The sequence below is a fragment of the Roseibium sp. HPY-6 genome, from assembly GCF_040530035.1.
Classification (GTDB): Bacteria; Pseudomonadota; Alphaproteobacteria; order Rhizobiales; family Stappiaceae; genus Roseibium.
In genome coordinates this window covers 345,150-359,473 of record NZ_JBEWCD010000003.1, presented here as the reverse complement: position 1 = coordinate 359,473, position 14,324 = coordinate 345,150, and the positions used below count along the sequence as shown (strand labels likewise).

Below are 14,324 nucleotides of genomic sequence, written 5' to 3'. Positions count from 1 at the left end.
AGTGCCGCCGGACAAACCCGGCTCAGGTGCTGTAGACGGCCTTGTCAGGCTGCTCAGCGAGCAAGGCGGATCTCAGTTTCTCCATCGCACGGCTCTCGATCTGACGAACGCGTTCCTTCGAAATGCCGAGTTTCGCACCGAGAGATTCAAGTGTGGCACCTTCTTCTGACAAGCGCCGTTCCTTGACAATCCGCAGTTCTCGTTCGCTTAGAACCTTCAACGCGGACCAGAGCCATTTCCGGCGGCGTTCCGCGTCGATGTTCACAGTCACGATTTCGTCCGGAAGCGGTGCTTCGGAGACAAGGAAGTCCTGCCGGTCCGCGCTTGAACCCTCGCTGTCCGTTACCGGAGCGTTCAGCGATGTGTCCGGGCCAGACAAGCGCGCGGTCATCAGAGCCACATCTGATTGTTTCACGCCGATGGCGTCAGCAATTTTCAGGTGCAGCTCGCTGTCGGTGAGCGGTGTCTGATTGTTGGAAAGCTTTGCACGCAGCCGCCTGAGGTTGAAGAACAGCGCTTTTTGCGAAGAAGACGTTCCGCCACGTACAATTGACCAATTCCGCAGAATGTAGTCCTGGATCGAAGCCCGGATCCACCACGTGGCGTAGGTCGAGAACCTTACCTCCCGTGCCGGTTCGAACCGAGCTGCGGCTTCAAGAAGGCCGACATGCCCTTCCTGAATGAGATCCCCAAGGTTCAGCCCGAAATTCCGAAACCGTGATGCAACTGCTATCACCAGCCGCATATGCGACAATGACAGTTTCTCCAGTGCTTTTTTATCTCTGTGTTCGCGCCACTGAACCGCAAGCTCCCGTTCTTCCTCGCGTGTGAGGTAGGGTGCTTTCATTGCCGCCTGAACCAACTGCCGCTTTTCGCTTCCGGACATGACTGACGCTCCGATGTGTTATCGGGGGAATTACGTACGTAAGCGTAGATTAGATCACTTCTAAGGTTGATTGGCGCAGATTTTTTGCACTTCTGCGTGATAGTTTCGCGAGGAACAATCCCAGAGATACATTCCCTGGAACCAAGGAACCAGCTGGTGCAACAAAAAAGGCCCGGCAGTCGACCGGGCCTTTCTGTCTTGAAAAGGTGAATTAAACGCTTGAAATCAAGCAGCTTCTTCCTTGTCTTCGTCTTCTTCCACGTCACCTTCCGCTGCAGCAGCGGCCTTCGCGCGGCTCGGTGATTTAGCAAGGTTCTGTTCGATTTCCTTGACGGCCTCGGTTTCCGAACATTTGTTCACTGCAGCAATTTCACGCGCCATTCTGTCGAGAGCGGCTTCATAAAGCTGGCGCTCGGAGTAAGACTGCTCCGGCTGGCTGTCCGACCGGTAGAGATCGCGCACGACTTCGGAAATGGCAATCAGATCACCGGAGTTGATCTTTGCCTCGTATTCCTGGGCACGGCGGCTCCACATGGTCCGCTTCACACGCGGCCGGCCACGGACGGTCTCCAGAGCCTTCTTGACCGCTGCCGGTTCACCGAGTTTGCGCATTCCAACAGAAGCGATTTTCGCAACCGGAACACGCAGGGTCATTTTATCTTGCTCAAAAACGATGACGAGCAACTCCAAAGAGTGACCCGCAACGTTCTGTTCTTCAATGGCGGTAATCTGACCAACACCATGTGCCGGGTAAACGATGTACTCACCTGTTTTGAAACCTTGACGCTGCGCGGTCTTTTTGGTGTTCGTTGCCATACTCGTATTTTCTCCTGCGCAGTTTTCGATCCATTCGGACCTGTTTTGGGCCGTGATCAGGCCACCTGTTTTTTGCGACACGAATCCCGCCGAGCGATCCGATATGGAACGCCTGTTGATATGCGGCGTGTCAGGGCTGGTCAGTCGTCGATTTCCACTATAGAACCTTGTTCAGTCATAAAAGCTGCCGGGAGCCGACGCTTCCGGTTTCGCTGAAATCCGGAACACGTTTTGAAAACTCCGTTTTGGGGGTTGTTCTCGTGGTTGGCGACTATTCCCTATATGTAACATACTTTTGTGGAAAATTAAAGCGTTGCGCTTTTGTGGTGCACAATCACCACAATGCCGCTGTATTTTTTCTAATTTAAGCGCCTGAATTTAATGCCGAAAACGTGATCGCGGACGCAATAATTCCGCGTGCGGCGGACTGACGCACGCGTAAACCAAACGAATCAAGCCGGCGGATTTGCAGAGAAAAACTGCTCAAGCTTGTTTTCTTTGCCGTCGAATTCTTCCGCTTCTGGAAGCGGATCCTTCTTCTCTGTAATGTTCGGCCACTTTTCAGAGTATTCGGCGTTCAGTTCGATCCATTTCTCGAGTCCCGGCTCCGTGTCGGGTAAAATGGCTTCGGCCGGGCACTCGGGTTCACAGACACCACAGTCAATACATTCGTCCGGATTGATGACGAGCATGTTTTCGCCTTCGTAGAAGCAGTCCACAGGGCATACTTCCACGCAGTCGGTGTATTTGCACTTGATGCAGTTGTCTGTGACGACGTAGGTCATCGTTGTCCTCGCTGTGTACCGGCGTAGCCGTCAAAACCTTTCGGTCTCGCTTTGTCCGGTACTCGTTTTCGTGCAGCGCGTCCTTCGTCGGCGCACGGTTGGTATCTCAGATCGATGTTGCGTATCGTTTTTACCTGACACACGCAAGCGTACAACGTCGCGCAATCACCGCTCACAAGAGAAAGTTATTTCCTTTTGGCGCTGCCAAGTGGATTCTGCCTCAGTTTTCGCTTCGAAATGCGTCCAGTTTACGCCGATCACGTTTTGTCGGCCTGCCTGCTCCGGCTTCCCGCTGACCGGGCGGTGGCGGCGGCGCGGCCTGCTTTGGCGGTGGCGGCGGCGAGAGATCTTCGTAAAGCTTGCGCGCCTCTTCGTAGGGGCCCCGGCGCTTGCCGAGGGCCGCAACTTTCAGCACAAGCACCTTGCGTTCCAATCCAATGGTCAAGACATCGCCAACCTTTACGGATTTGCTTGACGAGGAGATCTTGTCCTTATTGATCCGAATATGGCCCGAGGTTGCCAGTTTTTGGGCAAGAGATCTGGATTTCGTGACCCTGGCATACCAAAGCCACTTGTCGACGCGCAGGCTGGCTCCAGCAGAACCAGGGACTTCTTGTGTTTCGTCAGCCGAGATTACTTCTTGTCCTTGCTGTCCATATCCGCTTTCAGTGCCATCAGCGCTGCAAAAGGCGAATTCGGATCGATCGGTTTGTCCTTTGGTGCATTGTTTCGCCGGTTCGCGCCGTCAAAGTTCCTGTTTCCGCCATGTTGTCCGCTGCGATTCCGGTTCGGCGCGCCCTTGCCGCCGCCTTTGCCATGGCGTTTTTCGCCGAAGTTGCCCTTCGGACCCTGACCCTTGCGCTGATCACCACGGCGCTGATCATGGCGTCCCCTCGGACGGCGGTCGTGGCGACCCGGACGCCAGATCTCAATCGTGACCGTTTCCATCTCGGCAGCTTCCGGCGCTTCGGCAGAGGCGTCTTGAGCGGGTTCTGACTGGTTTTCCGCGGCCGGAGAAGCATGTTCCGATGCGGTGTCGGCATTCTCCAGATTGCTTGCCGACGCGGTTTCGGCGACGACTTCTCTGTCATCCTGCGCAGCCGCAACAGGCGTCTCGGGCGCCGGGGACACGGCAGCTGCGTCCGCATCGGCGGGCGCGGTGCCGACGGACTGTGCCTCCGCGGGCTCAGCGCCTGCCGATGAGCCCTCTGCCACACCCTCAACGGGCTCCGGGAGCGCGGGTGCGGATGGACTATCTGCTTCAGCCGCAGCCTGGGCAGTCTCTTCAACGGGTTCGGAGGTTTTGTCTCCGGCATCGCCAACAGTATCGTTGCCGGCCGCCGTTTCGCCCTCTTCCGACACCGGCTTGGCGGTCACAGGCCGTTGCACTTCCTTGCTCTCGGAGCGGTAACCGAGCGACTTCAACACCGCGGAAAAATCTTCTCCGGCACAACCGAGCAAAGACGTCATTGCGACGGTGACCATGAAGCCGCCACCCTGTTCGATCGCGCCTTCCGGCGGGCTGACCTCAGCATCAAGCGGCTTCCAGGCAATCAAGGGACGGATCAGATCGGCAAGGCGCTCCAGGATATCGACCCGAACGGCACGCGGACCGCAAACGCGGAAGCCGACAACCTTGTAAAGCGCCTTGTCAATGCTCTCGTCCACCGGGATCGACGTGCGTCCCGATGCAGACAATTGCGGCAGTTCGGCCATGCCGTTCATGTCGAGTGAGCCGTGCTTCAGCGCCCAGAGCTGTGCGAGCAGCTGACTGGGAGCCGGCTTCAGCAACGCCGGAACGAAAACGGTGTAGGCGCCAAACCTGATTCCGTGCTTTCGCAGAGACGCGCGCATGTCCTGGTCGAGCTGACGGATTTCATCAGCCGCGTCCTGGCGTTCAAGTATTCCGAGGCCCTCAACGATGCGAAAGGCGATGCCGCGCGCAAGTCCTTCAAGACCCTCGCCGGCCTGCAGGTCGACCAGCGGTTTCAAGAGCGTTTCGGTCTGCGCTTTCACCCAGAGGTCAATCCTGCCCTGGACGGCGTCGCGCGCAGGACCCGTCAGGTGCTCGTCCGCGAGCAACAGGACTGTCGGGCTCAGCACGTCTTCTCCGGCAACAAGTTTGGCGACGGGTTCGCCGCGCCAACGGATTGCGCCCTCTGATGTGAGAACGAAATCGCCATTTTCCGACTTGCCGAGTTTTTCCGCTCGCGACTCGATTTCCGTCGTCAGCGCCTTTTGTGCCGCTGCACGAACCGTTTTGCCATCCGGACCTTCGGCTGCCGCATCGGGCGCAAACCGGAAGCCAAGCAAATTCCCGATGTGCTGACCTTCCACGAGCACATCGCCGCTCGATGTTATTTCTGCTTCCAGCATTGCGTTCTCTCTCAAACGTCGCATCAATACACTCGTCCGCCGATCCACGAAGCGTTGCGTTAAGCGCTCGTGCAGGGCGTCCGACAATTTGTCTTCGATGCCGCGTGTCTCTTCCTGCCAGTGAGCCGGGTCGGCCAGCCAGTCAGGTCGATTTGCGACATATGTCCAGGTCCGGATGTGCGCGATCCGGTTCGCGAGAGTGTCGATATCACCATCTGTGCGGTCTGCGAAGGCCAATTGACGCTTGAACCAGTCATCTGCAATGCGATTGTCCTGCATCAGATGGCTGTAGATCGTGTTCAAGAGCTCCGCATGGTTGGCAGGCGCGATCTTTCGGTAATCGGGGACCTGACACACATCCCATAACAATTCGATCGCTTTTTCACCCTTTGCCATGCCGGAAATTGCCGGATCGCGCAACAAATGTTCAAGCGCGGTGATGTCCTCTCCGGTCGGCGCCCGTGCAAGTCCCTCCTCCTGGGGCACTCTGTCAAGGCTTTGCCGCAAGTTTTGCGCCGATGAAAAATCCAGAGAACTGTTGCGCCATTGCAGCACTTTCAGGCTGTCGAAGTGATGACTTTCGATCTGTTCGATCAGATTGTCGTCGAGCGGATCCACGCGGCCGGTGACACCGAACGTGCCGTCTTTTGTGTGGCGCCCTGCGCGGCCGGCAATCTGTCCCATTTCGGCGGCAGTCAATTGGCGATATTGATACCCGTCATACTTGCGGTTTCCGGCAAAGGCGATGTGATGGACGTCCAGATTGAGGCCCATGCCGATCGCGTCCGTGGCAACCAGGTGATCGACGTCGCCGTTCTGAAACAGCTCGACCTGCGCATTGCGGGTGCGAGGGCTGAGTGACCCGAGCACGACGGCGGCTCCGCCGCGCTGCCTCCTTATCAACTCGGCAATCGAATAAACCTCGTCCGATGAAAAGGCGACCACCGCGGACCGGGCGGGGAGGCGCGACACCTTTTTTGATCCGGCATATTCAAGGACCGACATGCGCGGACGCGTAATGACGTTGAGGCCCGGCAGCAATTTTTCAAGCAGCGGCCTGACGGTCGCTGCACCTAGCAGCAGCGTTTCCGACCGTCCGCGAAGGTTCAGGATCCGGTCCGTGAAAACGTGCCCGCGATCCAGATTTCCGGCGAGCTGGACTTCGTCGATTGCGACGAATTCCGTGTCTAGATCGAGAGGCATGGCCTCGACCGTCGAAACCCAAAAGCGCGGCTGTTTCGGAATGATTTTTTCTTCACCGGTGATCAGCGCGACGCTGTCCTCACCGGACCTTTCCACGATCCGCCCGTAGACTTCGCGCGCGAGCAGGCGCAACGGCAGGCCGATAAGCCCGGATTTTTGCGCAAGCATGCGCTCTATCGCCAGATGGGTTTTTCCGGTGTTTGTGGGTCCAAGGACCGCCGTCACGGTGCGGGACCTGGCCGACGGTGGCAACGGCAAAGTTTGTGGGCGGGGCATGGGATTGGTTGTGGTCGGCTCTCGTTTGGCTCAACGCCTATATCTAGTGCCGCGTGTCTAGCACAGCCCGCCCGCGTGTGTCGCCATTTCTTTTGGCGAAATTCTCCAGATTTCAGCGGCTCGATAATTCTGTGGAGAACGACTCTAGAACAAATCGAAACCGAATCGCTGACTCAGCGTGATTCAGGATTTGTTCCCTACAATATGTGGCGTTCTGCCTGATTTGCGCTACGAAATCGTGAATCTGCTCAAAGGGTTGAGTCGCGTTTCCGGTTTGTCGCCAGATTTCGGGAAAAGGGTGTCAAGAGTTAACCGGAAATTTATTTTGAGATGTGGTCCAGCAAGAGCGCCGTTAACTTTCGGACACACCGGGAACGAATGCCGGACGAATCGGTGATTCCCAGATGTTTTTGTTTTGTTCGCTCAACATATAGGGGGTCGTTTCCGTCGCAACGCTAGAGGAGAATTGAAGATGTCTCGACCGGGTGAAACCATGGCCGGAAAACCCGCTAGCGTGTCACAAAGCGAGACGTCCTGTTAACCATGTTTTTTGGATGGGCCACAGGGCAATTCCGGTCCAGTTTGCTGCGATGCAAATTTTTTGTAAACCTAGTTACATGCGCAACTTTCGCTAATTTCCATTTCTTTTTCCGCGAGTTACGTGCGCAAGCGCAAAAAAATTTTCCAAGTTAAAAAAAGGACACCCCTTCTGCCCCTTTTCAAGTTCGTTCGACCAAAGTAGAAATCTTGCAAAAATCGGCATTGCCTTTGCGCAAAATTAGGGGAGAAGGCGTTTGGCTATAACAAAAATTCTCGTTGCGAACCGGTCGGAGATTGCGATTCGTGTTTTCCGAGCCGCCAATGAGCTCGGATTGAAGACCGTTGCAATCTATGCCGAACAGGACAAGCTCGCACTCCACCGGTTCAAGGCGGACGAAGCCTATCAGGTCGGCAAAGGCCTTGGACCGATCGAGGCCTACTTGTCCATTGACGAGATCATTCGTGTTGCCAAACTCGCCGGAGCCGACGCCATTCATCCGGGTTACGGCCTGCTTTCGGAAAGCCCGGAATTCGTCGATGCCTGCGAAACCGCCGGAATCACCTTCATCGGTCCCCGGTCCGACACAATGCGCCGATTGGGCAACAAGGTCGCGGCTCGTAACCTTGCGATCGATGCGGGCGTCCCGGTCATGCCCGCGACAGATCCGCTCCCTGACGATCTGGAAGACATCAAGAAGCTGGCGCTCGAGATCGGGTATCCGGTGATGCTGAAGGCCTCCTGGGGCGGCGGCGGCCGCGGAATGCGCGTTATCCCGGATGAGGCCACACTTGAAAAAGAGGTTCTTGCCGCCAAGCGAGAGGCCAAAGCCGCCTTCGGCAAGGACGAGATCTATCTGGAAAAACTCGTCCAGCGGGCGCGCCATGTCGAGGTTCAGATCCTCGGCGATGGCGAAAACGTTGTCCATCTGTTCGAACGGGACTGTTCCATCCAGCGGCGTCACCAGAAAGTGGTGGAGCGTGCACCGGCGCCCTATCTCGACGAATCCAAGCGACGGGAGCTGTGCGAATACGGCCTGAAAATCGGACGGGCCGTAGACTATCGCGGTGCGGGTACCGTCGAATTCCTGATGGATGCCGATACCGGCGCAATCTATTTCATTGAAGTCAATCCGCGCGTCCAGGTGGAGCATACGGTGACGGAAGAAGTCACCGGCATCGACATCGTGCAGGCACAGATCCACATTGCCGACGGTGCAAAGATCGGGACACCGGAAAGTGGTGTTCCGGCACAGGAGAACATCCGCCTGAACGGTCACGCCCTGCAGTGCCGCATCACGACGGAAGACCCGGAGCAGAATTTCATCCCGGACTACGGCCGCATTACCGCCTATCGCGGAGCGACAGGGTTCGGCATACGACTGGACGGCGGAACGGCCTATTCCGGTGCCGTTATCACACGGTTCTATGACCCGTTGCTCGAGAAGGTCACGGCGTGGGCTCCGACCGCGGAGGATGCCCGCAAACGTATGGACCGCGCTCTGCGTGAATTCCGGATACGCGGCGTCGCGACCAACCTGGTTTTCCTGGAAAACATTATCGATCACGCGGATTTCAGGGCGAACAAATACACCACGCGGTTTATCGACGAGACGCCTGCTCTGTTCGAGCAGACAAAACGTCAGGACAGGGCGACCAAGCTGCTCACCTACATCGCGGACGTTTCGGTCAACGGACATCCTGAAACGAAAAACCGGGCGCGGCCGCCGGAAGATGTCGCGGCACCCGTCATTCCCGTTTTCGGTGATGAAAAGCCGGCAGGCACCCGGCAACTGCTTGACGAACTGGGTCCCAAGGCCTTCGCGGCCTGGATGAAGGATCAAAGGCGCGCCCTGATTACCGATACAACGATGCGTGACGGTCATCAGTCGCTGCTTGCAACGCGCATGCGGACCCATGATATCGTCAACATCGCGGACGCTTACGCTACGGGCCTGCCGTCGTTGTTTTCGCTGGAGTGCTGGGGCGGTGCGACCTTCGACGTCGCGATGCGCTTTCTCACGGAAAGTCCCTGGGAACGCTTGCACCACATTCGCGAGAAGGCCCCTAACATCCTGTTGCAGATGCTGCTGCGCGGCTCCAACGGGGTTGGTTACACAAACTACCCTGACAATGTCGTCAAATACTTCGTGAAACAGGCTGCGGAAAACGGCATCGATCTTTTCCGCGTCTTCGATTGCCTTAACTGGGTCGAGAACATGCGGGTTTCCATGGACGCGGTTCAGGAAGCCAACAAGCTGTGCGAAGGCGTGCTCTGCTACACGGGCGACATGCTCGACAGCGCCCGGCCAAAATATGATCTCAAATATTACGTCGGGCTTGCCAAGGAACTGGAAGCGGCGGGTGCGCATATTCTCGGCATCAAGGACATGGCGGGTCTCTTGAAACCGGAAGCGGCACGTATCCTGATCAAGACGCTGAAGCAGGAAACCGACCTACCCATTCATTTCCACACGCACGACACCTCCGGGATCGCCGCCGCCAGCATTCTTGCGGCCATCGAGGCCGGTGCCGATGCTGTCGATGCGGCCATGGACGCGCTTTCCGGCCTCACATCGCAGCCGTGTTTGGGATCTGTTGTGGAAGCGCTGCGCGGAAGTGAGCGCGACACCGGACTGGATGCGAAGACGATCCGGCAGATTTCCTTTTACTGGGAAGCGGTCAGAACGCAGTACCGCGCTTTTGAGAGCGATCTGCGCTTTGGTGCATCGGAAGTTTACTTGCACGAAATGCCGGGCGGACAGTTCACCAATCTTAAGGAACAGGCGCGGTCGCTTGGTCTTGAAACCCGCTGGCACGAGGTTGCCCAGGCCTATGCGGACGTCAATATGATGTTCGGCGACATCGTCAAAGTGACACCGTCGTCGAAGGTTGTCGGCGATATGGCCCTGATGATGGTCAGCCAGGGCCTGACGGTTCAGGACGTCGAAGATCCGTCCAAGGACGTTGCTTTTCCGGACAGCGTTGTCAAGATGCTGCACGGTGACCTTGGCCAATCTCCCGGCGGATGGCCGGAAGCCTTGCAGAAAAAGGTCCTGAAGGGTGAAGCACCCATCATTGTGCGTCCGGGTTCTCTGCTCGAAGCATCGGATCTTGAGGCCGAACGCGGTGCTGCAACGGCTGCAACCGGACGCGATATCAGCGACATCGATCTTGCATCCTATCTCATGTATCCCAAGGTTTTCACCGACTTCGACAAGGCGCAACAGCAATACGGGCCGACATCCGTGTTGCCGACGCCGGTCTATTTCTATGGCCTGAACGCAGGCGAAGAGATCTTTGTCGATCTGGAGCCGGGAAAAACGCTGGTCGTGCGTTGCCAGGCGGTCGGGGAAACGGACGAAAAAGGTGAGAAGAAGGTCTTTTTCGAACTCAATGGCCAGCCGAGGAACGTCAAGGTGCCCGACCGGGCACATGGTGCAACTGGCGCGGCGGCGATGCGCAAGGCCGAGGACGGCAATGCGGCCCACGTCGGAGCACCGATGCCGGGCGTCATTTCCACCGTTGCCGTTTCATCCGGTCAGGACGTGACCGCAGGTGATGTCCTGGTTTCGATCGAAGCCATGAAAATGGAAACGGCCCTTCATGCCGAGCGTGACGGCAAGGTGAAAGAAGTTCTGGTCACTCCAGGTGCGCAAATCGATGCAAAAGACCTTCTTGTGGTCTTTGAAAGTTGATCGAGAAAAGGTGAGCGGTTCGCACGTTGCTGCGATCTGTTCACTAATACTATGTTTTTAGTGATTTAATTCGGACCAATCACGCCATATCACGCGTCATCACCTTGCAAGTGAATTGTCATCTCTCCCGGATGGCGGAAGCTGGTTGAGCCAAGTCTTTTATCAAGACATCAGCTTAGGGAGAGAACAATGAGGAAGCTACCTGTTTGGCTGGGAGGTGCAATCGCATCCCTTGTTTTCACGACATCCGCATATGCGGCCTGCGACGTGCAAAAACCGGGGTACGAGCTCACCGGCGACGAGGCCCTGGCGGTTTACGATTGTCTGAAAGCGGATCTTCAGGCGGGATATCAGAAGGGTCCGAAGCGCTGGATCCCGGAGGCATTCGTCAAGGACTACCCGGGTTGGACCAAGGCAAGTGCCTTTCCTGCAGCGCCCGGATTCCACGGTGGGCGCTTTTTGATGACCTACGTGAACTCCATCGGCGCAGACGAATACCTGCAGTACAAGTCCGAAAACGTCAACGTGCCGGCGGGAACGCAAATCGCCAAGGAATCCTTCGCAATCAACGACGATGGGAAGGTCAGCAAGGGACCCCTGTTCCTGATGGAAAAGGTTGCGGCGGGCAAGTCGCCGGAGACCGGCGACTGGTATTACATGATGGTTGCGCCGAATGGTTCTCCGCAGGCCGTCAACGTGATCACGGCCTGCAGCGAATGTCACCTGGAAAACTTCGGTGAACAGGGCGGTCTCGGATATCCGGTTGAGGACGCGCGCATAAAATAGCGGTCCGGCTGATTGGGCGGCGCTTTATTCCGCCGCCTTCAGCCGTGAATGCATGACTGGCGATGCCGCAGTTCCAATCCACATATCGAGGAAGTCGTCCAGCCATTTCCTGACGGCAGGGTCATAGACAAAGCGGCCTGCGAAATGATCCCTGCGCTGCTGAGCTCCCGGCAACTCCATGCGGGGCGCTGCCTTCGTGGTCCATTTGACCATCATCTGATGGGTCAGTTCGGGATGGAACTGAATGCCGTAAGCGGCCGGGCCGACCCGGATCGCCTGGTTCGGATAGGTTGGACCGCTCGCGAGAAGTTCCGCCCCGTTCGGGCAATCGAAGCCTTCCCGGTGCCACTGGTAAACTTTTCTGGGCCAGTCCATGAGCGCCTGGCCCGTTTCGGTCGGCTTTAAAGGGTAGTACCCGATTTCAACGAGACTGTCCCTATGGCCGGAAACGCTGCCTCCGAGATGTTTCACCATCATCTGCGCACCGAGACATATCCCGAGAAACGGCTTTTCTTCGCGAAGTGGGATCCTGATCCAGTCGATTTCCTTGTGAACGAACCCGTCCGGGTCATTCGCACTCATCGGCCCGCCGAAAATCACCGCGCCGGCATGATCCGCCATGGTGTCCGGCAAAGTGTCACCGAAACGTGGTTTTCGGATATCCAGGGTAAAACCGCGTCGCACAAGCTCCAGGCCAACACGGCCCGGTGAGGATGTTTCCTGATGCAGGACAATCAGGACTTTCGGGCGGGTTCCTTGCGGGTCGGAAAAAAATCTCATGGAACAAATATGAGGGAGCGGCGCAAAAAAATCGAGCCCGGAGCCGGGACTGTTCAAAGAAATCGTTGTTTAAGGGCAACGTTTCCGCGCAATTTGTTCCTGTCATAAAGCGCCAGAGGCTTCAGTCGCGGTCGTTGTCTTCCGGCGCCGTCTGGGCAACCTTATGCCGCAATGTCATGCGGTCCCGGGTCGATACGCCAAGAAGTTCGGCGACGCGCCAGATGGTGTTGTCTTCGAATTCGTGCACATGGCCGTCGGCATAAACGATTTCCCACATCATCTCGACGATGGCGAGGCGTTCGTTTTCGTCTGCCGTGCGCTTGAGGACCGAAGTGAAGCCGTAAAGGTCAACAGCTTCTTCGTCACGCTGCTTGGCGGCGGCGATCAGCTCCGTCGTTTCCTTGTCGGATAATTCGTAGTGTTTTTGCAGGATTTCGCGGAGTTTCTGGCTCTCGCTGTCTTCGATGATGCCGTCGATATCGATCAGGTGAAACAATAGGGCGGCTGCGGCAAGGCGCTTGTCGTCTTCCGCGAATGTTTTTTTGCCGCTTTCACCGAAGGTGATTTCCCGGACAAAGCTTTTCAGCGCACTCAGCATTTGGTTTTCTTCCTGTTTCCGGCATCCCTGCTTGCCTCATCTAATAGCTATACCATTCCCACTTAAGCATCAAAGAGTTGTTGATGACTTTCTTGCCCGGACGTGGGAATTAAATCTGGCATTTTTTAGTCAGCTTTTTTGAATGGTTCTAAACTATTGATTTTTCTCAATTTAAAACTTGACACAAACCTTCATGAAATGGTTTGACCGGTGTGCTGTCGACGCTTGCTGCGTCGCGTAATTTTTTTGAATTGCAAACCGGGACAGCATTCTTTGTCTCAATTGCATTGAAAGGGGATGAACCCATGAAATCACTCAAGTTTGGTTTGCTAACAGCGACGGCTCTCTTCGTGACGCCTGCAATTGCGGCTGCACCGGCAGACGTTTTGTCCAACTATGGCGACATCGCCGAGGCGAAATATGCGGATTCGCTTGCGACAGCAAAATCGCTAAAAGCGGCAATCGACAAGTTCCTTGAGGAGCCAACCGAGGCACATCTCGAAGAAGCCCGCTCCGCCTGGATCGAAGCGCGCGACCCCTACCAACAGACCGAAGCCTACCGGTTCGGCAATGCAATCGTCGATGACTGGGAAGGCAAGGTGAACGCCTGGCCACTTGACGAGGGCCTCATTGATTACGTCGATGCTTCCTATGGCGAAGAGTCCGAGGAAAACCCGTTTTACGCGGCGAACCTGATCGCCAATCCGAGCCTCAAAGCAGGTGGGGAAACGATTGACGCGAGTGAGATTACAGCGTCGCTCCTGGCCGACCAGCTGCAGGAAGCCGGCGAAGTCGAAGCGAATGTCGTCACGGGCTATCACGCTATCGAATTCATGCTCTGGGGGCAGGATCTGAACGGAATAGGTCCTGGTGCCGGTGCGCGCCCGGCGACTGATTTTGATCCGGCAAATTGCACGGGTGGCAACTGCGAGCGCCGCATTCAGTATCTGCGCGCCGTGACCGACCTGCTGATCAGCGATCTGGAAGAGATGGCAGCCGCCTGGCAATCCGGCGGGGCTGCGCGTGAAGAGCTGGCGGCAAAAGGCGAGAATGGCGGTCTGGCAACCATTCTGACCGGTATGGGATCGTTGTCTTACGGCGAACTTGCGGGCGAGCGCATCAAGCTCGGCCTGTTGTTGCACGATCCGGAAGAAGAGCATGATTGCTTTGCCGACAACACGCACATGTCTCATCTGAATGATGTCATCGGCATCCGAAACGTTTATTTCGGGTCCTATGCAAGCCCGCTCGGCAACAATGTGTCCGGAGCGTCGCTCGCCGATCTCGTTGCCGAGAAAGATCCTGCACTTGCTGAGGAAATGAAGACAAAGCTTGATGCCACACTGGCAGCCTTTGAAGTTATGAAGGCCCGCGCAGAGGGCGGTGAGGCCTACGACCAAATGATCGGCGAAGGCAATGAAGAGGGCAACGCCGTTGTTCAGGCCGCTGTCGATGCGCTGGTTGATCAGACAGCCTCCATTGAGCGTGTCGTGAAAGTCCTTGGACTTGATGAAATCGCCTTCGAAGGGTCCGACAGCCTCGACAATCCGGGCGCTGTATTTGAGTAAATTTCCGGTGCCGGG

General features: G+C 56.6%; 10 protein-coding genes. 3 read left to right on the top strand and 7 right to left on the bottom strand.

Features of this window, described 5'->3' with window-relative positions:
- Positions 1 to 22: 22 nt before the first annotated feature.
- The 5 genes from ABVF61_RS27625 to ABVF61_RS27605 form a co-directional block, all read right to left on the bottom strand.
- Complete coding sequence (locus ABVF61_RS27625) at positions 23 to 886, bottom strand: RNA polymerase factor sigma-32 (protein ID WP_353996831.1); 864 nt, start codon at positions 884 to 886, stop codon at positions 23 to 25.
- A 225-nt stretch (positions 887 to 1,111) separates the two neighbouring features.
- Positions 1,112 to 1,702 carry a CarD family transcriptional regulator gene (locus ABVF61_RS27620; RefSeq protein WP_353996830.1) on the bottom strand — a complete coding sequence of 197 codons (591 nt, stop codon included), beginning with the start codon at positions 1,700 to 1,702 and terminating at the stop codon, positions 1,112 to 1,114.
- Between the two features lie 452 nt (positions 1,703 to 2,154).
- Complete coding sequence (gene fdxA / locus ABVF61_RS27615; protein ID WP_353996829.1) at positions 2,155 to 2,487, bottom strand: ferredoxin FdxA; 333 nt, start codon at positions 2,485 to 2,487, stop codon at positions 2,155 to 2,157.
- A gap of 220 nt (positions 2,488 to 2,707) precedes the next feature.
- Entirely contained in the window at positions 2,708 to 3,121 is a 414-nt protein-coding gene (locus ABVF61_RS27610) for an RNA-binding S4 domain-containing protein (protein ID WP_353997329.1), read from the bottom strand.
- Complete coding sequence (locus ABVF61_RS27605; RefSeq protein WP_353996828.1) at positions 3,121 to 6,342, bottom strand: helicase-related protein; 3,222 nt, start codon at positions 6,340 to 6,342, stop codon at positions 3,121 to 3,123. Before ABVF61_RS27605 ends, ABVF61_RS27610 begins: the two co-directional genes overlap by 1 nt.
- 794 nt (positions 6,343 to 7,136) lie before the next feature.
- Between ABVF61_RS27605 and pyc the strand changes: the two genes are divergently transcribed.
- Positions 7,137 to 10,577, top strand: coding sequence for a pyruvate carboxylase (pyc, locus tag ABVF61_RS27600; RefSeq protein ID WP_353996827.1), 3,441 nt, complete (start codon positions 7,137 to 7,139; stop codon positions 10,575 to 10,577).
- A gap of 189 nt (positions 10,578 to 10,766) precedes the next feature.
- A complete protein-coding gene (locus ABVF61_RS27595; protein ID WP_353996826.1) occupies positions 10,767 to 11,363 on the top strand; it encodes a cytochrome P460 family protein in 597 nt (198 codons plus the stop codon).
- Between the two features lie 24 nt (positions 11,364 to 11,387).
- On the opposite strand, the gene ABVF61_RS27590 is transcribed toward ABVF61_RS27595, so the two are convergent.
- Entirely contained in the window at positions 11,388 to 12,143 is a 756-nt protein-coding gene (locus ABVF61_RS27590; protein WP_353996825.1) for a glutamine amidotransferase, read from the bottom strand.
- A gap of 121 nt (positions 12,144 to 12,264) precedes the next feature.
- Positions 12,265 to 12,741 carry a tellurite resistance TerB family protein gene (locus ABVF61_RS27585; protein WP_353996824.1) on the bottom strand — a complete coding sequence of 159 codons (477 nt, stop codon included), beginning with the start codon at positions 12,739 to 12,741 and terminating at the stop codon, positions 12,265 to 12,267.
- A gap of 305 nt (positions 12,742 to 13,046) precedes the next feature.
- Here ABVF61_RS27585 and ABVF61_RS27580 point away from each other — a divergent pair, with 305 nt between their 5' ends.
- Positions 13,047 to 14,309 (top strand): imelysin family protein, encoded by a 1,263-nt coding sequence (locus ABVF61_RS27580; RefSeq protein ID WP_353996823.1) that lies wholly within the window; start codon positions 13,047 to 13,049, stop codon positions 14,307 to 14,309.
- The last annotated feature ends 15 nt before the right edge of the window (positions 14,310 to 14,324 follow it).

Excerpts from the sequence above, each read along its gene's own strand:
- ABVF61_RS27625 (WP_353996831.1), bottom strand. The coding sequence starts at position 886 with ATGTCCGGAAGCGAAAAGCGGCAGTTGGTTCAGGCGGCAATGAAAGCA.
- ABVF61_RS27620 (WP_353996830.1), bottom strand. The coding sequence starts at position 1,702 with ATGGCAACGAACACCAAAAAGACCGCGCAGCGTCAAGGTTTCAAAACA.
- fdxA (WP_353996829.1), bottom strand. The coding sequence starts at position 2,487 with ATGACCTACGTCGTCACAGACAACTGCATCAAGTGCAAATACACCGAC.
- ABVF61_RS27605 (WP_353996828.1), bottom strand. The coding sequence starts at position 6,342 with ATGCCCCGCCCACAAACTTTGCCGTTGCCACCGTCGGCCAGGTCCCGC.
- ABVF61_RS27595 (WP_353996826.1), top strand. The coding sequence starts at position 10,767 with ATGAGGAAGCTACCTGTTTGGCTGGGAGGTGCAATCGCATCCCTTGTT.
- ABVF61_RS27590 (WP_353996825.1), bottom strand. The coding sequence starts at position 12,143 with ATGAGATTTTTTTCCGACCCGCAAGGAACCCGCCCGAAAGTCCTGATT.
- ABVF61_RS27585 (WP_353996824.1), bottom strand. The coding sequence starts at position 12,741 with ATGCTGAGTGCGCTGAAAAGCTTTGTCCGGGAAATCACCTTCGGTGAA.
- ABVF61_RS27580 (WP_353996823.1), top strand. The coding sequence starts at position 13,047 with ATGAAATCACTCAAGTTTGGTTTGCTAACAGCGACGGCTCTCTTCGTG.